The 25,685-nt window shown below is 43.9% G+C and carries 28 protein-coding genes and 2 pseudogenes; 8 read left to right on the top strand and 22 right to left on the bottom strand.

Translation table 11 applies throughout. The features are described from left to right. Positions 1 to 58 precede the first annotated feature (58 nt). On the bottom strand, positions 59 to 343 hold the full coding sequence (locus BC351_RS25050; RefSeq protein ID WP_079416159.1) for a hypothetical protein: 285 nt from the start codon (positions 341 to 343) through the stop codon (positions 59 to 61). Positions 344 to 512: 169 nt separating this feature from the next. Here BC351_RS25050 and BC351_RS25055 point away from each other — a divergent pair, with 169 nt between their 5' ends. Further along, positions 513 to 1,010 carry a GNAT family N-acetyltransferase gene (locus BC351_RS25055; protein WP_079416161.1) on the top strand — a complete coding sequence of 166 codons (498 nt, stop codon included), beginning with the start codon at positions 513 to 515 and terminating at the stop codon, positions 1,008 to 1,010. Positions 1,011 to 1,014: 4 nt separating this feature from the next. Here the strand turns inward: BC351_RS25055 and BC351_RS25060 are convergent, their stop codons facing one another. Next, positions 1,015 to 2,052: a WD40/YVTN/BNR-like repeat-containing protein gene (locus BC351_RS25060; protein ID WP_079416163.1), complete on the bottom strand. Its 1,038-nt coding sequence runs from the start codon at positions 2,050 to 2,052 to the stop codon at positions 1,015 to 1,017. Between the two features lie 170 nt (positions 2,053 to 2,222). Here BC351_RS25060 and BC351_RS25065 point away from each other — a divergent pair, with 170 nt between their 5' ends. Together BC351_RS25065 and BC351_RS25070 are read left to right on the top strand one after the other, a co-directional pair. After that, a complete protein-coding gene (locus BC351_RS25065; RefSeq protein ID WP_144028522.1) occupies positions 2,223 to 3,269 on the top strand; it encodes a polysaccharide deacetylase family protein in 1,047 nt (348 codons plus the stop codon). Between the two features lie 177 nt (positions 3,270 to 3,446). Then, positions 3,447 to 4,463 carry a CobW family GTP-binding protein gene (locus tag BC351_RS25070; RefSeq protein ID WP_244209168.1) on the top strand — a complete coding sequence of 339 codons (1,017 nt, stop codon included), beginning with the start codon at positions 3,447 to 3,449 and terminating at the stop codon, positions 4,461 to 4,463. A 58-nt stretch (positions 4,464 to 4,521) separates the two neighbouring features. Here the strand turns inward: BC351_RS25070 and BC351_RS25075 are convergent, their stop codons facing one another. Together BC351_RS25075 and BC351_RS25080 are read right to left on the bottom strand one after the other, a co-directional pair. Then, positions 4,522 to 5,529, bottom strand: coding sequence for an HD-GYP domain-containing protein (locus tag BC351_RS25075; RefSeq protein WP_079416165.1), 1,008 nt, complete (start codon positions 5,527 to 5,529; stop codon positions 4,522 to 4,524). Between the two features lie 206 nt (positions 5,530 to 5,735). Next, on the bottom strand, positions 5,736 to 6,188 hold the full coding sequence (locus tag BC351_RS25080) for a Fur family transcriptional regulator (RefSeq protein ID WP_079416167.1): 453 nt from the start codon (positions 6,186 to 6,188) through the stop codon (positions 5,736 to 5,738). Positions 6,189 to 6,350: 162 nt separating this feature from the next. Here BC351_RS25080 and BC351_RS25085 point away from each other — a divergent pair, with 162 nt between their 5' ends. Both BC351_RS25085 and BC351_RS25090 read left to right on the top strand, forming a co-directional pair. Next, a complete protein-coding gene (locus BC351_RS25085; RefSeq protein ID WP_079416169.1) occupies positions 6,351 to 7,364 on the top strand; it encodes a permease in 1,014 nt (337 codons plus the stop codon). 32 nt (positions 7,365 to 7,396) lie between these two features. Continuing rightward, positions 7,397 to 8,422 (top strand): TIGR03943 family putative permease subunit, encoded by a 1,026-nt coding sequence (locus BC351_RS25090; RefSeq protein ID WP_079416171.1) that lies wholly within the window; start codon positions 7,397 to 7,399, stop codon positions 8,420 to 8,422. Between the two features lie 117 nt (positions 8,423 to 8,539). Here BC351_RS25090 and BC351_RS25095 read toward each other — a convergent pair whose 3' ends face one another. The 7 genes and pseudogenes from BC351_RS25095 to BC351_RS25125 form a co-directional block, all read right to left on the bottom strand. Next, the gene (locus tag BC351_RS25095) at positions 8,540 to 9,739 is read right to left on the bottom strand and encodes an MFS transporter (protein WP_079416173.1); all 1,200 of its coding nucleotides are present in this window, start codon (positions 9,737 to 9,739) and stop codon (positions 8,540 to 8,542) included. A gap of 347 nt (positions 9,740 to 10,086) precedes the next feature. After that, positions 10,087 to 11,169: a CobW family GTP-binding protein gene (locus BC351_RS25100; protein WP_079416175.1), complete on the bottom strand. Its 1,083-nt coding sequence runs from the start codon at positions 11,167 to 11,169 to the stop codon at positions 10,087 to 10,089. Positions 11,170 to 11,273: 104 nt separating this feature from the next. After that, positions 11,274 to 11,822: a hypothetical protein gene (locus BC351_RS25105; protein WP_079416177.1), complete on the bottom strand. Its 549-nt coding sequence runs from the start codon at positions 11,820 to 11,822 to the stop codon at positions 11,274 to 11,276. A gap of 22 nt (positions 11,823 to 11,844) precedes the next feature. Further along, complete coding sequence (locus tag BC351_RS25110) at positions 11,845 to 12,990, bottom strand: metallophosphoesterase (protein ID WP_079416179.1); 1,146 nt, start codon at positions 12,988 to 12,990, stop codon at positions 11,845 to 11,847. Between the two features lie 35 nt (positions 12,991 to 13,025). Then, positions 13,026 to 13,706 carry an SOS response-associated peptidase gene (locus BC351_RS25115; RefSeq protein WP_079416181.1) on the bottom strand — a complete coding sequence of 227 codons (681 nt, stop codon included), beginning with the start codon at positions 13,704 to 13,706 and terminating at the stop codon, positions 13,026 to 13,028. Between the two features lie 117 nt (positions 13,707 to 13,823). After that, positions 13,824 to 14,327, bottom strand: a complete 504-nt coding sequence (locus tag BC351_RS25120) for a YhjD family protein (protein ID WP_079416183.1) — start codon at positions 14,325 to 14,327, stop codon at positions 13,824 to 13,826. Further along, positions 14,324 to 15,127, bottom strand: a pseudogene (locus BC351_RS25125) (DinB/UmuC family translesion DNA polymerase); the annotation flags it as partial. The pseudogene BC351_RS25125 and the gene BC351_RS25120, both read right to left, overlap by 4 nt. A 250-nt stretch (positions 15,128 to 15,377) precedes the next feature. On the opposite strand from BC351_RS25125, the gene BC351_RS25130 reads away from it, so the two are divergent. Then, entirely contained in the window at positions 15,378 to 16,412 is a 1,035-nt protein-coding gene (locus tag BC351_RS25130; RefSeq protein WP_079416187.1) for an HNH endonuclease, read from the top strand. Positions 16,413 to 16,448: 36 nt separating this feature from the next. Here BC351_RS25130 and BC351_RS25135 read toward each other — a convergent pair whose 3' ends face one another. The 9 genes and pseudogenes from BC351_RS25135 to BC351_RS44410 form a co-directional block, all read right to left on the bottom strand. Beyond that, complete coding sequence (locus BC351_RS25135) at positions 16,449 to 16,721, bottom strand: peptidase associated/transthyretin-like domain-containing protein (protein WP_079416189.1); 273 nt, start codon at positions 16,719 to 16,721, stop codon at positions 16,449 to 16,451. A gap of 75 nt (positions 16,722 to 16,796) precedes the next feature. Next, on the bottom strand, positions 16,797 to 17,879 hold the full coding sequence (locus BC351_RS25140; RefSeq protein ID WP_079416191.1) for a hypothetical protein: 1,083 nt from the start codon (positions 17,877 to 17,879) through the stop codon (positions 16,797 to 16,799). Between the two features lie 478 nt (positions 17,880 to 18,357). Next, positions 18,358 to 19,311, bottom strand: a complete 954-nt coding sequence (locus BC351_RS25145; RefSeq protein WP_079416193.1) for a stalk domain-containing protein — start codon at positions 19,309 to 19,311, stop codon at positions 18,358 to 18,360. Positions 19,312 to 19,458: 147 nt separating this feature from the next. Continuing rightward, the gene (locus tag BC351_RS25150; RefSeq protein WP_079416195.1) at positions 19,459 to 19,896 is read right to left on the bottom strand and encodes a hypothetical protein; all 438 of its coding nucleotides are present in this window, start codon (positions 19,894 to 19,896) and stop codon (positions 19,459 to 19,461) included. Further along, positions 19,883 to 20,320, bottom strand: a complete 438-nt coding sequence (locus BC351_RS25155; RefSeq protein WP_079416197.1) for a hypothetical protein — start codon at positions 20,318 to 20,320, stop codon at positions 19,883 to 19,885. The genes BC351_RS25150 and BC351_RS25155 overlap by 14 nt, the downstream gene beginning before the upstream one ends. Continuing rightward, complete coding sequence (locus BC351_RS25160) at positions 20,293 to 20,673, bottom strand: hypothetical protein (protein ID WP_079416199.1); 381 nt, start codon at positions 20,671 to 20,673, stop codon at positions 20,293 to 20,295. Before BC351_RS25160 ends, BC351_RS25155 begins: the two co-directional genes overlap by 28 nt. A 50-nt stretch (positions 20,674 to 20,723) precedes the next feature. Further along, a complete protein-coding gene (locus tag BC351_RS44400) occupies positions 20,724 to 20,930 on the bottom strand; it encodes a stalk domain-containing protein (RefSeq protein WP_425270943.1) in 207 nt (68 codons plus the stop codon). A gap of 283 nt (positions 20,931 to 21,213) precedes the next feature. Continuing rightward, positions 21,214 to 21,291 (bottom strand): annotated as a pseudogene (locus BC351_RS44405) (hypothetical protein); the annotation flags it as partial. Between the two features lie 15 nt (positions 21,292 to 21,306). Next, positions 21,307 to 21,543 carry a helix-turn-helix domain-containing protein gene (locus tag BC351_RS44410; protein WP_144028528.1) on the bottom strand — a complete coding sequence of 79 codons (237 nt, stop codon included), beginning with the start codon at positions 21,541 to 21,543 and terminating at the stop codon, positions 21,307 to 21,309. A 1,404-nt stretch (positions 21,544 to 22,947) separates the two neighbouring features. Between BC351_RS44410 and BC351_RS25170 the strand changes: the two genes are divergently transcribed. Both BC351_RS25170 and BC351_RS25175 read left to right on the top strand, forming a co-directional pair. Beyond that, entirely contained in the window at positions 22,948 to 23,316 is a 369-nt protein-coding gene (locus BC351_RS25170) for a hypothetical protein (RefSeq protein ID WP_079416201.1), read from the top strand. Positions 23,317 to 23,362: 46 nt separating this feature from the next. Continuing rightward, on the top strand, positions 23,363 to 23,758 hold the full coding sequence (locus BC351_RS25175) for a helix-turn-helix domain-containing protein (protein ID WP_144028523.1): 396 nt from the start codon (positions 23,363 to 23,365) through the stop codon (positions 23,756 to 23,758). Between the two features lie 91 nt (positions 23,759 to 23,849). On the opposite strand, the gene BC351_RS25180 is transcribed toward BC351_RS25175, so the two are convergent. Next, positions 23,850 to 24,305 (bottom strand): YhjD family protein, encoded by a 456-nt coding sequence (locus tag BC351_RS25180; RefSeq protein ID WP_079416205.1) that lies wholly within the window; start codon positions 24,303 to 24,305, stop codon positions 23,850 to 23,852. Then, positions 24,302 to 25,549 (bottom strand): DNA polymerase IV, encoded by a 1,248-nt coding sequence (locus BC351_RS25185; protein WP_079416206.1) that lies wholly within the window; start codon positions 25,547 to 25,549, stop codon positions 24,302 to 24,304. Before BC351_RS25185 ends, BC351_RS25180 begins: the two co-directional genes overlap by 4 nt. Positions 25,550 to 25,685 lie beyond the last annotated feature (136 nt).

Genomic DNA, 25,685 nt, shown 5'->3' on the forward strand with positions numbered 1-25,685 from the left:
GCTACATAGAAAGAGGCTTCCCAGCGTAGTTTTCCTACTGTTGTGAGCCTCTTTCCTTTTAATTGCCTCTTTTTTTGGAATAGTACAACACGCCTAGATAGTGTGCGCCCGTAAATAAGGTGAGAATCCCAAAGAACAGCAGAAATCCGCCTTGACGATCCCGGAAAAATAGTTGGAGAACGAACAGAGCCAGCGATATTTCGCTCCAGAGCAGCGTTCTTTTTTTGAGCTGCGTGAGATCCGCGGTGGATTTGCTAATTTTACGGAGATTCATGTAGGTAAGACCTGCGAGTACGATGACGCCTATAGCGATAACGAGAATGTAGCTTAAATTGCCCGACATATGACTCCCCCAATTCTGATGTCAACTGTTCTTCCTATGTAACGTGTGACTTTATCTTACATGGAATAAGGTTCGTTGTCTATTTGAAAAAGGAGTTTGGTTTTCTTCGTAGAATGTTATACGTGAATGAAAATCACTTACGAATTCCAGTCATGAAGGAGCGTGTCTCATGTCCAACCTATTATTTAAACCCTTAGAAGCGTCCGATATCCCTGCTTTAATGGCGATTTACAACCATTTCGTTGTCCACACGACGGTTTCTTTTCATACCGAACCTGTAACGATCTCGGAATTCACAGAAAGTGTGATCCACCCGAACCCGCTTTATCAAACAGATGTCATCCTGCTGGACGGCATTGTACAAGGATATGTACAAGTAATGCCGCATAAAAAGAAACAAGCCTACGACACGACGGGCGAAGTGACGATTTATTTGCATCCGGATTGCGTAGGAAAAGGGATTGGCTCTGCCGCTATACAGCACATTGAAGCGGTAGCCAAAGAGCGCGGCTTCCACTCGCTGATTTCTACCATTTGCTCAGATAACAACCCCAGCATTCATACCTTCACCAAAAACGGCTATATACAATGCGCACATTTCCGTGAGGTTGGTTTCAAATGGGGCACATTTCTCGACATCGTTACGTATCAAAAGATCCTAGGTTAATCGGCTAATGGGTTAATAAATGCCAATTCAGACCCCCGTCTGCCGTGCCCCACAAATCTCTGGCGTCCCACAGCCAGCCGCTGGTTGAATTCGGAAAGCTCACTTGCAGCTTGCTTTCCAGTGGCTGGAAGGTGCCAGGGAATTCATTCTGACTCCACGTCTTGCCGCCATCTTTGGTTTGGAGCCATTGCCAGGATTGCCCCTGCACCCCACTAGTGTTCTTTTTGATTAAAAGGAAGCCGTTTTGCGCATCTGAAAAAGAAATCGCTTGCGGCGCGCCAGGGCTTGGCCATTTGCCTGCCTCCTCCCACGTTTCCCCATCGGTCATATGGTAAAGCATCATGGTTTCTTTATCTTTCTTACTAGGTCCAACAAACCATCCCTCCGTGGAGGATAGGAACGTAAACACGCCATCTTCTTTGGAAGGAAACGGAATTCGGTTGGATACCCCCCAGGTCAAGCCACCATCCTGCGTGCGTATCAGTTGCAAATCTTTCTCTGTTCGGACAGCCAGCAATCCCTTTTGCCGATCAAAAAAACGAAAATAAGGTGTCCCTCTCGATCCTTCAAGTCCCGGCAAATCCTGAGCAATCACTTCCCATGTCTGACCTTCATCTGAGGTTAATCGAAGCTCCGACTTGCGTGTGCTAGTCTCCCCTGTGAACATCCAGCCAATTCGCGTATTCAGAAAGGAAAGCAAATTAGGTCCGGCTTGATTAGTCACTTTACTCTTCGCCTGCCAGGACACTCCCCCATCACTTGTTTGGAGAAACGTCAGTTCATCATTGCTGGCGGCAAGACCATATCCATGCAGCTCATCGACAAACGAAAGTGCTTTCGTGGGAATAAGCCTTACGGGATTCGCTTGTGTATTTACACGGACCTGCTGCCCGGAAATCAACGTAGAGCCGATATCTGACTTGGTTTGCAAGGAAGGCCTCGGGCTAGGAGACGGCGCAGAAGTTCCTTCATGAATACAACCTGCACACAGTAGAAAAATCGTAACAATGACTAATTTCTTGTTGCTCATCAAGGCTAACATAACCGCACTCCTCTCCTTTTTTTGTGGCTCCTCACCAGTCCTAGATATATGTAATGACGGTCTATGCCGCTAAATAGTTCATGTCCAGCTGGATTGCTATATTTTCACTGGATAGGATCTCCCTCGTTAACAAAAGCTAGAGCATATTCATAATGCTCGGAGGGATTGCCATGACAAAGCTGGTTTGCTCCATCATCATTGTTTGCCTGTTAACAGCAGGCTGCGGTGTATCCAACAGAAAGCCATACTACGATCAGCGCTCTGCACAAAATGCCCATGTGGATGAAGAGGAATTCACAGCAAAGTCTCCTATTTACAGCAGTAAGCTCGATAAGGAGCCTGCAACAAGGCCAATTACGAGCACGCTAACGCCTGCTTCGCCATCCATGCCATCTGCAACACCTACGGCGACCGCTCAACCTGAAACAACACCAACCGCTCTGGCGCCTAGCCCAGCGCCCAAAACTAACACGAAGAAAACCGTACAACCCGAAGCTTCCAAGAAGCCCTCGGTCCCTGTTCAGAAAAACCAAGGACGGGTTAAGCTATCTCAGAAAAAGCTAACCCTCTCGCAACTGGCCGTAAAGTATCCAGACACCTTCAAGCTGCGTGGATCTGCTCAGGAAAAGAAAATCGCGCTCACCTTCGATGACGGACCCGACACCCGCTTCACCCCAAAGGTGCTGGATGTCCTTAAAGCGAATCAGGTGAAGGCTACTTTTTTCGTGCTTGGCTCTAAGGCCAGCTCGTACCCCGATGTTATTAGGCGGATCGTGAATGAAGGCCATGTTATCGGCAATCACTCCTACAGCCATGCCAATCTGCCTAAGCTGACGGTCGATAAATTCCAAAGCCAGATTATTAACACGGAAAGTGTGCTGCAAGGCTTAATTGGCTATGCACCTAAGCTCATCCGCCCGCCTTACGGTGCGATCAATGAGGAGCAGGTCAGATGGGTCGCTGACCACCATTATTTGATTGTGAACTGGAATGTCGATTCCCTTGACTGGAAATCACTATCTTCGGATCAGGTGCTGAACAATATTATGCAGCAAACGAAGCCAGGCTCTATCATCCTGCAGCATTCCGGTGGCGCTGACAGCCAAGACTTGTCCGGCACAGTCCAAGCCCTCGGACCGCTGATTAGCAAGCTCAAAGCAGCTGGCTACACCTTTGTAACCGTCCCTGAGCTGCTGCATGTTGCCAAAAGCAAATAAGCCGGAAGCGCCGCCACGAAGGGGCGCGCCCGGCTTTTCTTTTTAGCCCTGCAGCTCAGTAAGCAACCAGCAGCCGCGGCCCCCGTGCCAAAATGAGCCTTGCAGCCTCCACGGTTTTGTACTACAATTTAATTCGTAATAATTACTTATAAAATCGATCATAAAGGAGATCTCCTTTTGAGCAAAGTTCCTGTTATTGTACTGAGTGGATTTCTAGGCAGCGGCAAAACAACACTGCTCCTCCGCATGCTTCAAGAAGCATCCGCCTTTAACCTTACACCCGCCGTTCTTATGAATGAGCTGGGCAAACAAGATGTGGATGGGCATCTTCTCCAGCAAGCCTCACCTGATGTGAACCTAGCCAAACTGCTCGATGGCTGCATTTGCTGCAGCAAGAAAAGCGAGATCAGCGATTCAGTGAAACAACTGCTTGCGCGCAAGCCGGATGTCATTCTTATTGAATTAACCGGTGTAGCCAATCCGGAAGAAATCGTCGATGCCTTGACCGAACCTCTGCTGCTTTCGCGGGTAAAGCTGCACAAGGTCATTACTGTCCTTGATGCTGAGAATGTGCTTGACTATAACAGCATTTTCGCCTCCGACCGTGAACTCGTTCATACGCTGCGCAGACAAATCGAGGTTGCCGATCTGCTGCTTTTGAACAAAATCGACCTGGTCTCTGACAAACAATTAACATCGATACAAAAAGCGATCCGCAAATCCAATGAGCGTTCTCTGCTGCTGCCAACGACGCATAGTCAGTTTGATTTAGAGCTTGTTTTCAGTTCGCTTGTTTCACAAGAACCCGCAGCTTCCCAAGCACCTGCCTTTAATAGAAGACTGCAGTTCCAAGCCCGTAAACCAGCTCAGCCGCCCCATGAACCATCCAGTCATCCGGCATCTTTCTCGCGCATACATACGATCACGCTGCCTATCGATGAGCATTTCCCTTTGACACAGCGCATCGTGGATCGCTATTTAGCTAAATGGGGAGCAGCCCTGCTGCGCGCCAAAGGATATTTGCATCTCGGTCCAGAGCGAGAATCCGTTCTTATGCAATATGCCGGCAAACGCGTCAATTGGCAGCCCGCCTCTTTTGAGAGCGCGCCATATCTGGTTCTCATCGGCTTGGATCTTGATATCGAGGCTCTCCAAGCAGACTGGCATCAACGACTGACGGCGTCCCGTGATTAAATCATGCTGCGCAAAAAAGCAGTCCGCTGAGTTACCTCGGTCAGACTGCTTATCTATTTTAGGCCAGAATCGATTGAATTTGAATATTTCTTTCCTTGCTCAAGTCCACAAACGCATTGCCCACCTTCACCAGCGGACTGCCAATATCATGAGGATTAAGATAAATAACCTCTCCGCGGCGGCCGTCTGATAACAAGACATCGTTACCAATTAAATGAGCGGTAATGTTGCTGAGAAATACAGAAATAATTTCCGGCTCGAATTCGCCGAAGGTGCCTTCCCGCATTTGCTTAATGATTTCATAGAAGGGCATAGGCTCATGATAAGGACGTTTGGAGGACATCGCATGAAAAATATCCGCTATCGCGACGATTTTGCTATATACATCAATCTGATCTCTTTTGAGCCCGAAGGGATACCCTCTGCCGTCTTCCCGTTCATGATGCTGAATCGCAACAGACGCTACACGATGCCCTACACCAACGGTGTCTCGTAACATTTCGTAACCAAACACCGTGTGCTGCTTAATCACCGTATATTCCTCTTTGGTCAGCTTGCCTGGCTTATTCAGGATTTCGAGCGGGATCTTCACTTTGCCGACATCATGCAGCGTAGCTGCTAGACTTAGCGTTGCCAGCTCGGCACTGCTGAGATTCATCCATTTGCCTATTAAGGTCGACAGCACGCCTACGCCAATATTATGTTGATGTGTATAATCATCCTTAGCCCGCACCGCTTCGAATAACTCGAAGATGTTCGGATTTTCGGTCATTTGCTGCACAGCTGGAATAATTTCTTCGCGAAATTGATGAACGGGTATTTTGCGACCTGTTTGAATCCCTTGAAATAACTGTTTCGCTTGTTTTACCGTTTGCTGCATAAGAACTTCGCTGGACTCTGCGACGGACTTCGCCGGCATCTCCCACACAATCGAAGACATATCCACGCGATGCATCTGAATGAGTTCAAGCTCTTCTGTTCCGATCGTCGCTTTGGCGGGAATGAGGACAAGGCCGACAGAATTAACTATATCGTGTTTAACCTTTTTCCCTATGAAGTTCTTCATCAGCAAATCTCCTATGATGTGGCTCGTATTTACATTTCTTATTTCATTGTAAACGATACTTTACTATTTACAATAACAAATTACATCAAAATTTGACAAAGTTTTTTCCTATATATTTCCTTTTGCAGGTTGGACAAGCATAACAAAGAGAGCCCCGCAATTACGCAGCAGCTCTCAGCTGTATCTATGATTCATCCGTGCTAACCTTAATGCTCCACGCGCTCTGGCGATGCATTTGATTTACAATCCGAACAATAACCGAAAATCTCAAACCGATGGCTTTGAATTTCAAAGTTTTCCGGCAAATCCTGCACTAGCTTCATCGGACAGAACTCGAATGTGACCGTCTTCTCGCAGCTCACACAAATCATATGATGATGATGGTGGGAGAGACAACTGGCCTTGAATTTCAAGCCGTCCGTCAAATGAAACTGCTCCAAAACGCCCATTTCGCTGAGCAGTCGAAGATTGCGGTACACCGTATCGAAGCTTACACCCGGGTATTTGACTTTCATGTATTCATAAACGTCTTTCGGCGATAAATAGCTTCCCGATTCCGCAAATAACGTTGCCAAACTCCTGCGCTGCTCCGTAATGCGCCAGCCTTTTTGTGCCATGGCTCTTAGCATCTCGTCAATCGTATGCTTATGAGTGCCCATTTGCATTACCCCTCTGTCATAAAATGTTCTATTAACATAGTGCCGCAAATCGACCTATTACGTCAAGTAGCGGAGCTGCTGCGACTTTAAAAGTTGTCCTATTCCCCTTTGGAGCCACATAGGTTAAAATAGTAATAATTATCATTAAGGAGTCTTGCGCCAATGCCCACTACCTTGTTTCGAGCCAGCATGCATGTGATTGCAGCTATCTGCTTTCTGTTACTTATGCTTATTTTTTTGAACAAAGATATGCCATCGATCTCCATGTTCACTCTGGAACACATGCAAGCTTTCAAAACCATATTCATCAGCATTTTGCTTGAGGCTATTCCTTTCATTTTATTAGGCGTCGTCCTCTCTTCTTTGCTGCAAACGTTTGTATCCGAGCAAACCATTCGCCGTTTCATTCCGCAGAACCCTATTCTCGGCATTTTATTCGCTTGTGTGCTGGGCATTTTATTCCCCATGTGTGAATGCGGTATGATCCCTGTCGTTCGGAGGCTGATTCTCAAGGGGATGCCGGTTTATATTGCCGTCGTCTTCATCGTGACCGGGCCGATCATTAACCCGATTGTATTCGCCGCTACCTTCATGGCCTTCCGCAATCATCCATCCATCGCGTATTCCCGCATGGGTCTTGCTTTTGCCGTTGCTGTCATCATTGGACTCGTGTTATTTCGTTTTATCAAAAGCAGTCCACTGCGCATCAGCCGCGCCCATTTCTCCGCTCCGGAAGCCGTTGACGGACACCAGCATCCAAGCGGCGGCTTTTCCGGCAAATTAAACACCTTTTTTGTCCATGCTTCAGATGAGTTTTTTGAAATGGGAAAATATCTAGTGTTCGGCTCCCTGCTTACCGCATTGATTCAAATTTTCATGCAGCGCGACAGCTTGCTCGCCATCGGTCAAGGTCCCCTGAGCTCCCATTTGTTCATGATGGGCTTTGCTTACATCCTTTCCCTTTGCTCGACATCAGACGCTTTCGTGGCTTCCTCTTTCCAAACATCGTTTACTTCCGGCTCGCTTCTTACGTTTCTGGTATTTGGTCCAATGCTTGATTTCAAAAGCACGCTTATGCTGCTTTCCGTCTTCAAATCCAAGTTCGTCCTGCTTCTCTCGGTCTTAATCGCTGTTTCCGTGCTTGCCTGTTCATTGCTGTTGGAGCGGTTTATCTAAGTTCAAGTTCTACAAACCAAGGAGGAATTATCATGAGCGCTGCCCGCGTTATGATCTTTCATTATTTTTTTCGCACGCTTATTTTATTGGGATTTTCCAGCTATATTGTCGTTCTGACCAAAACGGATTCCCTGCAATATTACATAGCCCCGCGCATGATGATATATGTCAAAATCGCTTCCGTCCTTCTTTATGTGATCGCCTGCTTTCAAGGCTATATGGCTCTGCGAGCTTATTGGGGCAACCCGGTAGCCTGTGAGTGTGAGCAGCCCGTTTCCCGCTCGGCTTTACGCAACACGGTTGCTTACGGCTTGCTCGTTTTGCCGCTGCTCATCGGCTTTTTGCTGCCGGATACCGCGCTAAGCAGTACTATGGCCGCTGCCAAAGGCATGAATCTTTCCGCCGCCAAATCGAGCATAGCTAAATCCAAAGCAACCCTGCTTGCCGATAGCAGTGCTCAAACAAGCTCTGACACATCTAGCGAGAAAGCCGCTGCAGCCTCGGAGCCTTTACCCTCAGTTCCTCCGCTGAGTTCCAACAACGCTTCAAGCGACACCACTGCCGCCGCAGCGCCCATCCAAGCGACGACCGATGCGCAGCTGCAGCAAATGTTCAAGGCCGATAACGAATGGGATGAAGACTTCTCCAAGATCGGGATGATTTTATATAAAAAGGACACGATCGTCGTAAAACCGGACATCTATATGGAGATTCTATCGTCCATCGACCTCTTCAAAAACAATTTTATCGGCAAAAAAATCGAACTGACAGGTTTCGTCTATCGCGAAGATAACATGACAAACAACCAATTCGTCGTTGGCCGCTTTGCTGTCAGCTGCTGCTCAGCCGATGCTACGCCATATGGCGTCTTGATTGACTTCCCAACCGCCCAGACTTACGAGAAGGATATGTGGGTTAAAGTTACAGGCACCATCCAAAACGGCAGCTACAACGGAAACGACATCTTTATTATTAAAGCCTCGCAGATCGAGAAAGCCGAAAAGCCGGCGTCGCCTTACGTTTACCCTAATTTCGAGCCGCTCAAGGAATTGAACTGAGGACTCTAGTATAAAACAAACAACCGTCAAGGAAGGAATATCCCTGAGCGGTTGTTTGTTTTTGATAAAGCAGATTATATCTCCGCCACGCAATGGCATAACAGTAAATAGCTTCTCTCACCCCGCCAACTTTCGCTCCACCGCTTTAGAGCTTCGTCCTTTCAGTGCCACGGCTGTTCCCAGCAGGACGATGCCAGTAATCAGGAATACGAACTGAATGCCAATCCATCCCCCCAGAATACCCCCCAGCAAAGGACCTGCCACGATGCCGAACTGGCTTGACGATTGATTCAGACTAACTGCCCGCCCGCGAAATTCAGGCTCTACCTGCTTGACAATGAGAGCGTTCAAAGCCGGATATACCGCTGCAAAAAAGAGCCCATAGCTAAATCGCAGAATACCGAAACCGACAAGGTCATGTATAAAAAGCTGAAGCAAATTACCAACCGCCCCGCCTAGCAGCCCGATAAATAGTATCTTCTCATATCCGATTCGCCCACCGATGATCCCCCATCGCGGACCCATAATAACCGTAGCAACCCCTACCGCAGAGAAAACAATGCCCGAGCTGAGTGAAGCACTATTCAGGCTTCCTCCTATCTGCACCACATAAATCGTCAGCAGCGGCTCCAGAATCATCACCGAAGTCGAAACGATTAAAGTTAATCCGAACAGCCGCATCAGCTGCGGATGGCCTGCCGCTTGTTTCAGATCCTGAATAACACTGGAACGGATGCCCGTCTTACGTTCATGAACCTCTTTCACCCCTACAAGGACGATAAAAGCTGAAATCAACGTAATGATTCCGGATGCCACGAAACATTCCCTCAGCCCCATCCAATGGCTCAGCACACCACCTGCCAAGGGCCCCAGAATGCCTCCGGCTGCCGTTGATGTCGAAATAACGCCCAACGCATAGCCGACATGTTTTTCTGGCGTATTGGTACCAACCAGCGCGATCGAAGCGGGACTAAAGCCCGCCATAATCCCTTGAAAAATCCGAACAACAATAAAAGAGAAAAGATCATACACAAAAAAGTTGGCAAAATGCGCCAGAGCTAACCCAACGCCAGAGCGAATAAGCATCGGCTTTCGGCCATATGTGTCAGCAAGCGAACCCCAGAAAGGCGCGCACAAGCCGCTAATGAGAAAGCTGATAGAAATCGACACGCCCGCCCAAACCTCTAGCCCACTCTCTATTCCCAAATCATGCTGCAGAAAAATAGGGAAAAACGGTACGGAAAGCGTGTACGCGATGTGATTAAAAAATAGCCCCAGCCACAGCATGTAAAGATTGCGTTTCCAGTAGAGTTCCATGCGGCCGCGCCTTCTTTCGATTCTGTATTTGCTATTTGCTACTTATAGTTTCTACTTACATCTTCTGCTTACATCTTCTACTTCTTCTACTTACATCTTCTGCTTACAGTTGTTTCTATCGCTCCACATTTCGCTCCCTCACAATAAATCACACTATTTCTATCGACTTAATAAATATATGCCTAAATTTACCACCTGCTCCATGCCGGTGTCTAATAGATTTTTTCAATGCAAAAACAGCCTTAACTCCCTAAACTCACCCTTACCAGGCTGTTCCCCACCAGTAAGTTCGTTTTCGTATTTCATAAAAAAAGAACCCAAGCATTCTGCTTGGATTCTAATATATTTCATTTTATAACGCTGTCAGCAGCGGCTTCCAGCTTAAGAAGCTCCGTGCGGACCGCATCCTTGGAGAAATTTTCTCCGATGAAAACAGCCACATCTGGTACGACCCCTTTGGGTGTAATTTTGACGAAGTCCATTTCCCTGTAGGCATACTGGAAAAGAAAGCGGCTCGATGTGTCAGAGAAGCTGAGAATTCCTTTCGCCCGATAGACCTCTTGCGGCAGCTTGCTTACAAATTCTTCGAAAGCCTGGCTGTCCACGGCACGCTCAAAAAAGTGCGTATATGCCATGACATGGCTATGAGAATGATGGTGCTCCACTTGGGACGCATGGTTATGGTTATGGTTATGGTTATTATGTTTATGGTCATCATGCTCATGGTGATGCTCATGATCGTGCACATGGTCCTGTTTCTGATGCGCATCCTCATGCACGTCACCTGCGGACGGCTGAGGTGTGTCCTCTTCTTCTAACCTTTCGATTAGCCTCATGTCAATTTGGCTGAAAACAGTGTAATGAACAGAAGCAAAGGCATTCCATTCTCGCACAAGCGCATCCACTTCCTGAAGGGCCTCTGTCTGAAGCAGGTCCGTCTTATTCAGCAAAAGCAAATTCGCACAGCGAATTTGTTCCTGCATCAGCCTATAGGTCTTGCCCCGGCTTGTCCGGCTTAGCTCCAGCAGCTGTGGTGCGTCTACGACGGTAATGACAGCTTTGAGCTCTACCGGAAGAAGAAGCGAAGCATCGGTGACTTCATCAATAATTTCCATCGGATTCGCAATCCCTGTTGATTCAATGAAGATCAGATCAGGCTGCTCATCGGTGACGAGCTCTTTCAGCGCCAACCCCAGATCTCCGCGATTCGAGCAACAGATACAGCCGCCAAGCAGCTCGGACATCGGCACTTCGCTGGCAACCAATTGTCCATCCAGGTTCACTTCTCCGATTTCATTCATAATGACGGCGGGTTTGCGGCCCGCTTCGGTAAAATGATCAATTGCTTTCGTTAATAGCGTCGTTTTGCCGCTGCCAAGGAATCCGGATAATAGGTATACGGTAACTCTTTTTGGTGACTTTGGTGACATTTCGTTCGTACCTCCACTCAGCATAAGATAGAACTGCTGCCTCTAATCCTATGTGGTTCATAATCGTTTACTTCCATCTATTATTCGTAATTATTACCTTTAAGTCAAGAAGTTCCGACCTGAACGTCGAATTTCGCCGAAAGGATTGGCCATTTCCCCACAAGCTGAATCAGAAAAGGAAGCAGCTTGGCCCACAACAGGCTATGGCTCAGATCAGCGGGCTTAAGCGGAAGCTCCAAGCGGTCATAGAGAATAAAAGCAGCCTCCTCGACAAGGGCAAGCGCCAAGTCATCAGGAGCTTTTAAGTTAACGGCTTCCAATCGCGGCAAATAGCGCCCTCGAATCGATTCCGATAATTGATGCTCGGCCAAATGCTCTGAAGCCATAACTTCCCCCATTCCCAAGCTTACAAGACGGGCTGTCTCTGCATCAAAAGCGTGAGGAATACAGTAAATTTCCAGCGCCAAGGCCGCTACGTAAATTTCTCGCAGCAGCTCTTCTTCTTTCGCTTCCGATAATACTGGCTCCTTTAAGTAAGCCGCAGCGACCGGTTTAATCGTATCCCAGCTGTTATCTATGCTTTTCATCGTAAACTGCATCATCGCTGCAGCTAGTTCTATTGGGGTAATTTGTTTTTTGTCTGTCTCTTGCATACGGGCTATCCCTCTACTCTCGCTACTTTTTGAAATGAATCGTTAACTGAATAATTTCCGACCGGCTGCCCAGCCGGATAGGCGGTCCCCACGTGCCGAAGCCTGAAGAAACAATCGCGTGCAAATTCCCTTTGCGCAAATAGCCCCAATCGAGCTCGAAGAGTCTTCTTGTGATCAAGTGATTTGGCGCCATTTGCCCTCTGTGCGTATGACCGGACAGCATCACATCAGCCCCAGCGTCAGCAGCTTTATCCAAATGATAAGGCTGGTGGTCCATCACAATAATCGGCTGCTCCGCATCTGTTCCTTCCAGCAGGGCCGCCAGCGCTTGACGTCCTTCGGCAGTTCGTTCTGCCGCCTTGTCTTTACGGCCAACGATGTACAAGCGGTCCATAATATGAATAGTTTCGTCCATGAGAACCTGAACGCCGATCTTCTTCATTTGTTCCACGAAAGCTGGAATATGTCCTCCAATATACTCGTGATTCCCAAGCACGGCATAAATCCCGAGTGGAGCCTTCAACTCTCCCATCGTTTTTCCCATCTCATATCGGATAAAAGGCTTAATATCATCGTCAATGACATCCCCAGGCAAAAGAATTAAATCCGGCTTCATCCCATTGACCTGCGCAACCAGCTTGCGCAAATGACGGTTCCCAACGATGGAGCCCAGATGAATATCAGACGCTACGGCGATGCGCAGCTGATCCCAGTCTCCGGCTTTTTTAGCAATGGTGACGTCATATTTCCGGATCACAGGGGTACGTGCATTGTAGGAACCGCGAAACATCAAGAATAGAACAATAGCTACATCCACCCATCCGAGAATCGGCTTGTACGTATCCGGTGAAACCGAGGCCAGATGAAGCACGCCGATAGCCAGATCGGTCAAAGGCAGCAGCAGAAAGCCGAATTGCATCATAGCAAACCAATACGATCCGACTATTTTGAGTACTCTGGACACGCCCCCAGGCAGCACACGCGAGCCCACCCATGCCAGCAGGTAGGACAAGGCGACAAGCCAGAAAACAATCCAATACACCCCGGAATGAAACGAAGAGCCCAACTGGTCAGCCAAAAACACCTTCGCATGCCAACCGATATAACCGTTCAAACCAAAAATAATTGCCAGCACCATTAAAATGCTGATGATCGTGCGCATTCTCATCTCACTAACTCTCCCATTCTGTTCTTCCATTCTGCTTACAGCAGCAGGCTTAATGGCTCTATGCATAATTCATCATCGTTGCGAACGTTGCCTACGCGAGTGGATACAGGGTACGCCATCATTTGGTCAGACGGATAGGGCCTCAGCAGCGGACTCAGCTTATCTGGGCTCGTGACCTGGCGATCCAACCAAGCAGCCTCCAGCTCTCGCGGCAAAATAACGGGCATCCGCTCATGAATTTCAGCCATCATCTCGTTCGACTCTGTCGTAATGACGGTACAAGTGGATATGCGTGTCCCATCCGAAGCGGTCCAAGTATCATACAACCCCGCCATGCTAAAAATCTCTCGACTCCGCAGCATGATCCGCATAGGCTGCTTATGCTTGCCCGTCCCCTTCCAGTCATAGAAGGAATCCGCCGGAATCAGGCAGCGCTTGCGCTCAAACGGCTTGCGGAAAGCAGGCTTCTCAGCGAGCGTTTCGCTCCTCGCATTGAGCATTTGATAGCCGATCTTCTCATCCTTCGCCCACTCTGGAATAAGCCCCCAGCGCAGCTCACCGAGCTTGTTCTTCTCCCCGTCATGGACAATGGCCATCACTTGCTGCCCTGGGGCTACATTGTACTTGGGGCTGTATCTAGCCGGATACTGGTAATACGTATCATAACGAAGCATTAGTTCCTCTAACGTCACAGTAATCGTGTAGCGTCCACACATTCGGTATACCCACCCTTTGCCTCCAGACTCTCTCTCCATTATGTGAAAAAGAAAGACTCACGTCAATTCGCGCAGCCCGACAGAGGATTCTCTATCGGGCTGCGCGGAACTCTATCATCAAACCTTCTGTTCATCAGCCTTCCGCGCATTGTTCACGACGGCAAGCAATTGCTCAATGTACCGGGCTGTTCGCACGCTGATCTCCGCGCGCATGTAATCTTTGGCGATCATCAGCGTATCCTCATACCCCCGGCACAGATAGCGGTAGTGAATCGCACGGTCATCCTTATTCTCCTCGAATAACTGGATGCCTCGCTGCATCATCTTCGTTTTGGTTTCGCTGAGATCAGCCAGAATTTGCGCAGCAAGCGCATAAGCCACGCGGGCATAAAGCGTTCGCAGCGTTTCGGAGGATTTTTCGATTTCGCCCGCTTTGCGCTTAATCATCCCGTGCATCAGCGGCAGCAGCACATAATCGCGTATCACCCCGATATCTTCTGCCGTGGGCCGATTTGCCGGAGCAGGCTTATGGTTGCGTTGGTTTTGCAATGCCTCCCTGTGCTGCGGCAGCATCATGCGGCTGGATTCCCAAAGGCCGTTCTTTTCCAGCTTTTTACTCATTTATAATGCCCTCCGATTTTGAGCGCCCTAGTCTGTGCTTGACCCGCGGTCGTCATGGAGGAAGCACGCACAATCGCCGCGTTGCCATATCGATCCTTGATGCTGTCCGTCACTTTCTCCAGCGCCCGCGCCTTGATCTGGTCCTCAAAAAGCGTCAGCTGATACGTATGATCCTCGACGAATTGGCTCAGCATAACACCTGCGCGGCGCACGGGCATCGTATCCCAGAATTTATAGAAAAGCTGCTTCACCGCTTCAAAAACGGTACGGGTATGATTCGTCGGATCCGGCATCTTCATTTGACGTGAAAAGCCGGTCGGCGCATCGAAAGGACTGCACATGCAGCTAACGGTCACAATCGAAGCCATATATCCCTTGCGGCGGCAATCCCGGCAAACCTCCTCGGTAAGCTCCAGCAGGATCGTGTTCACTTCTGAAGACTCCTCATAATCCCGCGGCAGCGTCATCATATGACCGATCGACTTCGGAGCCGTATCGAACGTCGTCGGCGTGACCGGACTGTCATCCAAACCATTGGCCGTTCGCCACATGACTTCGGCGTGAATATCCGACTGCTTGCCGAAGCGGGCGCGGAATTTGTTCTTGAGCTGCGGCAGCGGCGTTTGGGCCACATCGCCAACGGTGTACATCCCCAGCTTGGCGAAATGTGCAGTCATCCGCGAGCCGACGCCAAACATCTTGCTGACCGGCTGTGTCCATAAGGTTTCTGCAAGCTTTGATGGGTGCAGCGTGTAGACGCCGCTCGAATTCTTTTTCGCCCAAATATCGGTCGCAATCTCTGGGTGGAAGCCCAGATCATTTATTGAGAGAAGTATTTGGTCTAAAAAACCTTCGTGGTACATTTACAACAGCCCTATATAAGGAAATGGTGGAACTTTTTATCACAGGAGAACCAGAAAATTTAATTAAGGCACGTAAAATTTATGATGATTTAAGTACTACTACAGAGAAGTACCAAGTTTTTTCTGATTTTCGACAATTTATAAATTTGCAAATGAGTATGTCATAGATCTATTAAGTTGGGCGTCTTTGAACAAGATAAAATTTCAAGATGAAAAAGAGATTCTAGCTTGGGCAAAAGTAAATGTTAATAGGCAACCTGAGGTTATTAATAGAATACAAAAAATGGCCGTTAAAAGGATAAGCGTAAGAAATCATATGCTTACTTTAATACAACAATTTGATACTAAAAACTTAAAAAAATTTATAAATACACACAGGCATTGGTCAGAAAACTATGTAAAAGTAATAAAAGGAGAACACAAGAGAATTCCTATTTTTAATGAAAATACTAACAAAGTTCTTAAAAGTATTTTTGAATATGCTTACCTATCTCTTTTAAATAATGATAATTTCTGGGAACTCTATGGTGCTGAAGGAAATTCGATATCAAAGTCAGAAACTCGCACTTTGGTTGGAGCGCATACAAGAATATGTCCTTATTGTGATAAAAGTGAAATAACTAACTCAAATGAATCTAACATAGACCACTTTTTACCAAAATCCAAATTGCCATTACTAAGTATATTTTGGAAAAACTTTGTGATCGCTTGTGTTACTTGCAATTCAAAGTTAGTCAAAGGAGAAGCTTGTCTCCTTCCTGTGTTACATCCATATTATGATGAAATAAATAAAAAAATTAAATTCATATTTGATTCTAGAACTAAGAAAATCTGCGTTAAAGCCACGAAAGGTCAGGATCAGCGTAGAGCTGAAAATTTTATCCAAATATTAAAGTTAAGGGAACGGTATAAAGAGATTTGGCCCCGCAGTGAAGAAATAATATTTACAAAAACAATTAATAACCTATTTCACGATTATATTTTAAATCCTCGCCTTAATTATAAAAAAAATTACAATTGGAACATGATATTTGATCAATCCATTCAACAAAGGAAGAATGAGCTACTGACATTAGCTGGAGAGGATACACAAATTAAATTAAAAACAGATTATTATGATCATGTACAAATTAATGATAGAAAAATGTGGACAAATGAGTTGAATACTCTTATGAGGAAAAGAATTGATTTACTAAAATTAATTGACACAAAAGAATTCTAAGCTATCATAGGTAATCTTTGTTTATAATAAATGTATTTAATTAAAATATGATCTGTATACTTTAAAGAATATGTCTAAATACCCCACAAAAGAAAGTGTATACGCACCAACATCACCACTGTATTGGGTTTTACCTTCTTGATTAGTTGTTACATTTGTAATTGGAGCTGAATTGGAAATCTGTATGTTCACACCTTGTACAGGCTGACCAGTAATTGAATCAACCGTATGAACTTCAATAATGCCTTTTGTACCTGCTGCTGAGTTTAACTGAAACTGTAGCACTGCAGGCTTTGCCACTTTGTCCAACCACAGTCTTTCTTTACCGAAGTTTAACGAATATTCATATTGTGTTCCTACAAACTTAGCTATTTGAGAACCAGCTTAAGTCTCAGGAAATCCAATGTTAAATTGTTGACCCGATTGAATTTGTTCCACAACATTACCTGAAGCATCAAGCAGATGTCCACCACTAACAGAGAAATTAAACGCTGTAGCAACTGGACTGTTGATAGTGTACGGACCAAAATTCACATAATTGAGAGACTTGTTCATCTTAGCCGCTGATGCATCCAGGGTAGGTTTATATGTTGGGAACAAATGCTTTCCCATAGTAACATTTGCTGGCAAGTTTGTAACTTGCGTAGTAGCCCAAGAAGAAATTGCTGTGGCTAAAGAACGAACTGTTGGATCACTAACTGAGTTTACATCAATTTGATATTTCAATTGAACTGTTGCTGCGTAAGTCCATAATGCTAGTTGAGTAGCCTCTTTAACTTGCGCATCTGTTACAGTTATACCTGTAAGTTTTGTAATCTGTGCTGTGTCAAACTTTTGCGAAAATGCAAGAATAGCCGTCAATAAAGATTCATTAGCATCAGAAGGTAGTGCTGAAAGATTTGCTGAAGCTTGATTTGGAATCTTTCTAGGATCTGTGAAAGTGTATGCTGTTGCAGTATAGTTTTTAGATTGTACTGTTGTTAAATATCCTGGCAAAGTCACTGATCCGGTTGTTGTATTGAATTTTGTGTCAGCTAGATTTCCATAGTTGACTGGATCTTCTGACATTGTACCTTGAAAATACGAAGCCGCATTAGCTGATTGTGGTAAGAATGTGCTAAGAAATAATATTAGAATCAACAAACTATTTGTAAATATTCTAGCCTTGTCTGCTGATTTATTATTCTTATTAGGTTCACTTTCACTATCACTCGCACTATCACTCGCACTCTCACTTGGCTTGCTTGTTCCCTCAGAATCTATTTTACGGTAGTATAATATATTCTTACTGGCCACATGAACGTAGCTTATCACATCATCGTGATAGATACTGAGACCTTCCCCTTCATCCCACAGCTCTGTTACAAAATCAATAAACTCTTCCTGCCCCATACAGCCTAAAAGCTCTACAAATTCCTCTGCACCAAATGGGTTTTCAATAGGAACAGCATTCTCTATTAGTTTCATAATTTCCCTCCGTATATGCTAGTTTAACTAATTGGTCTGAATTAGTTACATAAGTGTCATTTATATTGCTTGTATTTACTGTATGTAGAATTGTCTTTGCTAACATAGCAATAGTTTATTGACATTGGTCAATATAGTGTATATTTTGTTTATCTATTCTTTCCGTAATACAAAGAAAAAGTGAGTGTGGATTTATTTTCCACCTCACTTCCTAGTATCTTAACTATAATATTGAAGACTTTATGACCAGTGTTATACCAACTATTATGTCAATATAAATTATAAACAGTGTCTTGCATTGCTTATAGTAGCAAACGGTACATGTTCCTAATTATATATTGCTAATTAATAATCAACTACTTGATGTACTTTCCTGCAACTCAACATACATCCATTGTATTGCATATTCATTGATATAATTAGAGACTCAATCCGTAGTAGATTGAGTCTCTCTTTTATAAATACGAATTATAGCAGATTAGTTAAGTTTAATATAGAGAGCACTTGAGTCAAACTCTACGGTACTATCCTGTTGACGAATCCAAAGCATATTACTTTGACCTTTAAATAGAGTAACTAAGATTTTACCAGAGACATTATAAGACTTTGTCTCACCCGGTTTAATCTTATTATTAGAACCAAGAGCATCATCCAAGTTTCTACTAAAAGAACCATCGAATCCATAATCAGTTACTCCAATAATCTTAGCACTTTTATCAGCTACAGTCACTCCTGAGAACTGAGGAACAATACTAGATATGTAGCCATATTCACTACCTGGATCTGGTTTTACCTGAGTATAATTAATGTTGTCAGCTTTCACTGTAACATCAACTAAAGCCCAACTAGTAGTAGAAGTATCATCCGGTTTCTTGAATCCTAAATCTACAACCTGTTCAGCAGTAACTGGCGTTACTTTATTTACGCTTACTTTATAATTTGCTTTCCAATGACCTTTTGAGTAAGGATTGTTATAAATATCTGTATAGGCCACCGACTCCCCACTGGATACTGTACCAGAGTTAGAAGATCCTTCAGACGGTTTAGTTACTGGAGGAGGAGTAGGTGCTGCAGTAGGTTTAGGTGTTGGTTTAGTAGTATTGTCTTTGTCTGGAATTCCAGAACCAGTACGAGTTCCACTAGTGATCTCAACTGTTTGAGTTGAGTTATTCCATTTAACAGAACCTCCCATAGCTTCTGCAACTGCTTTCGCGGATACATAGCTATGGCCATCATAAACCACTGGATACATAGTCCCATCTTCACTGGACATATCAACTTCACTACCATTGACAGTTACTTTTAATGCTTGATTTTGATATGCTGTGATTTGCTTAAGTGCTGAATCAGCATAGGCTAAAGTTCCTGCCGATACAGCTAGTGATACAATTGCAATGATTGCTGAAACTTTTTTACTGAATAAATTCTTCATTTCTATTCCTCGCGCTTCTTATGTATTTTTGAGACTCTTAGGGTGTTACCCTTTCGTCCCATAATAAAAAGAGGAAGAGAGATTTGAACTCTCAATAAATGCATCCTGCTCCTCTAATAATCTCTATTCAACTCCTAATATAACCAATTACTCTTCTTTTTCTTCGACAGTCCCCAACTGGTAATACTTTGAGTAATCATTCCAGTTATCTAAATCCAAACCGATCTTTTTGGCAGCTTCATAATCCTCTGCATCATACGGTTTACCTGCCCAACCAACTTCCTCACACTTAATCCTAGTGTAGGTATCAATAGCCGCAAGATAACCGAAAGACTCATTATGTTTATTAAGCTCTGGCACTTTAGCGAACTCTTCAGGATCTATGATATGTCCGTACTTATTTGCGAATTGCGTAGCCCACAGAACAACATTTTCCTGAATGGAATCAGAGTTAATGACATCACTGTCGGTGGATATGAGTTGTTTTGTTCCCATCATTAATCCGATATTAACACTAATCTCAATAGCATTTTGTAGAATCTTCGCATTCAAAGCATTAGTGTTATCGTTGTTAGTTGAGCTCACACTTAACATCTCCATTCAACAACAGTTTAGCATTTACTACCTTGGTACCGTGACTGTGAGTAACAACAAAGTCATGACCAGCAATTCTATAAGTTGAGGTTTGGTCTTCCTGAAAATACCCAACATATACATTATCACCGGATGGTTGTCTTTGAGCATACAGCAAACCATGATCTCCCGCAGCAAATACATGTCCAACTAGCGGTCCATGCTTTACTGTCAACTCTAAGCCCTCGTCTAAGCTAAAGCTAAGTACTTCCAAGTCATCTTTGTTGATTCGGTCCAGCACCAATACGTCTCCCTCATTTGTTTGAGAGTACAGTAACATTTGCTCAACACCATTAGATTCATCAGTGAAGCTAATACGAATCCCGCGTTCCCCATTAGTCATCAACGCTACGCCCAACACCCGAACATCAAACACCGTAATTCTCCTTTCGTGTACTGTTTAATTTCTTTATTTTGAAGATCTTGTTTAAGATTGGCGAATTTAGTTTCCATGTGTAATTCAAGATCTTTTTCAGTTAAAGCAATAGTCTTAGTGCCGGAACATAAAACTCCACTGACATAAATTACCGAAGCATTGGTGTCTTCCGTTACAGTTCTTTCAGCCTTTATTTCCAGATCCAAACCCTCTTTTCCGCCAAAAGCTTTGTAATCGTTAAGAATGGTTTCTTTACTAGTAGTAGAACTGTAAGACGTTTTTAATTTAGTCGTAGGCGTTGACGTAGGACTTGGTTTTACGGGTGTTGATGAACTATTATCTGCTGTAGGCAATGCTGCTTGGGTTCCTCCTGTAACGACTACTGTTGAGAAGTATCGTTATCTCACTGCACGACAGCCCCTAATGCTTCTCCTAGTTCTTTTGCAGGAACGTAGCTATGTCCATTATAAATAATGGGATCCATTGAACCAGTGTTATCATTCAGATCCAAAATGCTCCCGTTCACCTTAATTTTAATTGAAAAATTTTGGTAAGCAGTAATTTGTTTGACTACCCCATCCGCATAAACACCCGCCGAAAAGATGCCCACCGCAATAGTAATTGATGCCGGAATTACATAATATTATTTCATCATGAAGTTAAATCCTCCTATGTAGGTTATATCATACACTAATATTTTACATCATATTACAAATTACTGCATATTTTTTATTTATCGGGAACCGTCATTAAGGGGGTTTCAAACACACGTTCATGACTGAATATGGGCGGCATATTGGCCGCAGTCACCGGAAGCCGTGCTTCTTCCGGATGATTGCCAGCACAACAGTCTTCAACTCTATAAACCGAATTATTACTTTATTCTCCTATTATCATGTCATTTCTCTGAGAATCATACTTATGTTCCCTTGACTCATCCCAAGTAATTCAGCTAATTTTTGTTGCGTCGCACCAGGATTATCGTTTTAAGCCCGGAGTACTAGATCCCTATTTTCTGATCTAGTTCGCCGTGAGATTTTTGTATTTATTTTTGAGTTTTTTCCGGATAAAGTCAAACTTATTTTACTCTGACTCATCCCGAGCAATTCCCCGATTTGTTGTTGAGTTGCACCAGGATTCTCGCTATAAGCCTGAAGGACTCTGCCTCTAATTTCTGACTTAGTAAATTGAGCAACATTTGATACAGTGTTGCGAGTAGTTATTTTATATTTTTTTTGTTATGTTGGTCATTTTCTATCTGAGAGGTTCCTAATTGAGTAAGTTGATTAGAGCATTCATTGCATACAAGTTTCCCATGAAACATTACTACATTTACATTGTTCAAGCATAGAACACAGCTGCTTATTGATCTGAATTTTCTCAGCATGATCGAATTTGTTATTTCATCTATTTTACGAACGATCCCTGTTATATTTGTCACGTTAAATCTCCTTACAAGCAGTGAACTATTCTATAGATTAGTTCCTTTATCTAAATCCATACTATCATATTTTAAATTAAATATTACAATTTCAATTTTAAATCATTTAATATTCGACATAAAAATTGATCCTATTACATGAATATTCTGACAAAATCCACGGAGCTCATTTTGATATACTTGGTAAAACCTTTATTAAAGGTGAGCTCTGTAATTGAAACTTTTTGCTCGATGCTCTTTATACTTATTATTTATTTTTCAACCGCGTGGAAGAAAATGAGCTAAAGCGTCTATTCGTTATTTGAATGCGCACCTGCATGTGCTCCGTAAACCCCACAGTTAACCTGCACTGTGCCTGTGACTGATGCCGTGTTTGTCGAAATCAGATGGATGATATTGCCGCCGCCGCATTCGTACCCCTCCAATGCCGTCAAAGCAGGCAGCGCCGTTACCGCCGTTTGTCAGTAAGGTTCCAGAAATGGTCATGGCACCTTCCCGCCCAGGACGAGGATGCCGCCATAACTAATTTATAACTCATTTACTACAATTGTTAGACGAAAATAATGTTTTAGACTGAAGTTGTTGATTTGACGTGGTTTCTGAGCTGAAAAATCGTCAGCTATTAAAAATAAGTTTTAGACTAGCGCCCCATGGCTATGAAGCCATTAAGACAAAAACAGCTAATAAAGTATTAGACAGCGCGAGAGCTGCAGCGTGGCCCGACCGGCCGTCACCGTCACCGGCGCGCTGCTCGATTCCAGAACTACTAGCGATAGATAATGCGTCTATAGAAACGATATAAGTTATTCACTCAAAAAGAAATTTCTCACTGATATCATTGTAATAAGTCAAAACTTTGATTATTAAATACCCCAGAGTACACTTCTAACCATACAAATAATATTTGCATTTGTTGCATAACTCCTTTATGAAATTGCGCATTATTTAATCTGCATATTACGACAACTACTATCTATAAGCAATGATTTTTCCTGAACGGATTAATATAAACTTTTTTATGGCCTTAGTGCATGATACTATATCATTCCGTTTTAATTTGTAACTAAATATGGAAAATTGTTACTTTTTAGCGTTTAAATATAGTATTATAAATAAAAATCTATTTTAAGAGTACTAAGTGAGGTTCTTCAATTTCAGTTAATTTAAAGTGAGGAAGTAGCTTGTAATGAAATCAATTTATCACGACGCTATGAATAGCTGGAATGGATATAGTCATCAGGGAAAAGTTGCTATCTATACAGTTATTTCTATGATTAATGATTTAATGCTATCTGAGGAGAATGCTTCAAGTTACGAGCTTGAACTTGAATACTTGGAGGATTTTTCTATAATCTGTGATAATTCACCAATAGCAATTCACCAGGTAAAGACCTTTGATTCGACTGCTCCATCTGAATACAAAGATGCAGTTTGGACGCTTCTAGGAAAAAGCATGATGCTCCCTACAATAGTTCACGCCTATTTACACACGTCCGAGACACTATCCCAAAAGGCTAGGTTAAAAGAAGTGTATGCTACACTTGTGGCTCCTTGATATTAGTATATAGAACCATAATAGTTCTTATAAGATCTAAAATAAAATGGATATATATGTTATAGGTATCTGTAATTTAGACATAGAGTCTGAAAAAGAGGTGAGTCCGTTGTCCAAACTCTCAAAACATGTTGGAGTAAAAGTGAGAAGTTCCCGTAAAAATAGAGGGTTAACCCAAGAACAACTAGGTGAGCTCGTTGAGCTCCCTCAGTCCTACATTGGTGGCATTGAGCGAGGTGAAAAGAATATCTCATTAGAAACCCTTAGAGTAGAGCCAAGCGATTTATCTAGTGATTATGGCCTTGCTAGTTCGCATTATGAGAGATCAAAATTATTAGATTCTACACACCTTTTAATTGAACACTGTTCGGACAAAGAACTGGCTTTAATTAAAAAATTAGCTGAAGTTGTAATTTCAGAGGTCCGATCTAAAAGCAATTAAAAAAATTAGTTAGTGAAGCTAAAACGAGTGCAACTCAGGACTTGTAAGGTCCTAGAGAGCACTCGTTTTTCTTTAAATATGTGCCAAAAATTTATTTTAGAAACTCCGAATACTTCCCTAAACGTTTCATAAGTTCTGCTCGAGCAACATCTCTAATCAAAACAAATTTGTCCTCGTAGCCGCGGCAGATATATTTGTACCGCAAATTCGAGTCTATCATCTCATCTTCAAACACCTTTATATTTCGTTCTTTCAATAGCTTCCGCACCGCTTGAAGGTCGTTTGTCATGAGGTTTTGAATGATATTTGCCGCTTTAACAAAGACTGTTCTCATTGAGTAGGAAGTTCTTTCTATTTCCTGTTTATTCTTTTCAACAATTGAAAGTAACATCGGAAGTAAAACGAAATCCCGAATCGCTTCCAATTCCTCTTTCGTAGGCATTGTAGTTTGGGGTTGCTGTTGATGTCTCTGCTGAAGTGCAGCACTATGTTCTGGTGACATGAACTTAGTGCTCCATCTACCGTTTCCGTCAAGTAGTTTGCTCAAGCATAATGTCCCCCTATCATGATCGCTCTTTCTTTGGCTTGTGCGGTTCCCAGCAGTGAAGAAGCTCTAATGATTGCGGCGCCGCCAAATCTGTCTTTAATATTATCCTGGGCCTTGGCGAGCCTAAGATTTCTTTCGATATCCTCAAACAGATCAAGCTGGTACGTGCTGTCATTCGTCAGTTGAGATAGGTCTACAGCTAAATGCGTGAGGGGATCTCCATTCCAATATTTCTTGAACAGTTCGCGTGCTACTGAAACAACATGATGCTCTAAACAAGTCGGGGAAGGTATTGTCATCTGCCTCGAAAATCCTCCCGTCATCGTCCCTACGCTAACTGTTACTACACGCCCCATGCTGTTGTACCGCCTGCTTGTTCGGCATACTTCAATCACTAATTCAATCATTAACGGCTCGATGTCCTCCATTGTCTGGTATTTGGTTGACTGTACAGTTCTGCCTCGAGTAATCGATTGCGGCTTCGCGAAGGCTCTTGCAACGACCGGGCTGGGATCAATTCCACGCGCTGTTTGCCAATAATATTCTGCTTTGATGTCGCTTTGTCGTCCCATCCTAATCCGCATGCGCCGCTTGAATTCTCCAAGCTCCAGCCGCGCTATGTCACCAATAGTATTCAGTCCCATTTTTACAAAATGAACCGTCATACGGGATCCCACCATATACATTCTGGAGATAGGTAACGGCCATAATATGGATTCTGCCTGGTCTGCTGGTAACTCAAAAATGCCACTATCACTCTTTTTCGCAAAATTGTCTGTCGCCATTTTTGCAAGTATTTTGGTTGATGAAATCCCGGCCCGAATCCAAACACCGGTGGAAAGCATAACTTTTGTTTGCATCTGGCGTGCAATTTTTTCTGGAGATCCAAAAAGCGCCGTTGAACCTGTCACGTCAATAAATTGCTCATCAATGCTCCACGGCTCAACTAGGTCGGTGAAGGATTCATAAATTTCCGTGATAAGTGTAGAAACATCAATGTACGTCTTCATTCTTGGTCGGACTATAGTAAGATCCGGGCAAACAGCAAGAGCTTCAAAATTTCGCATTGCAGTTGACACGCCATAAGATTTCGCAATGGGACAAGCAGCTAATACAATACCGCTCTTGCGTGCAGGGTCGCCAACCGCAACCGGCTTATTACAAAGCTCAGGGTGCGCTGATTTTTCGACGCTGGCATAAAAACTCTGACAATCCACAAGCATAATAGATCTTTTTGATTCCATAAATCACATCACCGTCCCGCAAAAATGAGCATAAATAGACAAATATTATGCTCATTTTTTATTTATGCTCATTTCCCATAATGTCTGAAACACCATCTGTATCAGGAAGCAATGGTTTTTTTGACATTGTGCACAT

It is taken from the genome of Paenibacillus ferrarius (genome assembly GCF_002027705.1).
GTDB lineage: Bacteria > Bacillota > Bacilli > Paenibacillales > NBRC-103111 > Paenibacillus_E > Paenibacillus_E ferrarius.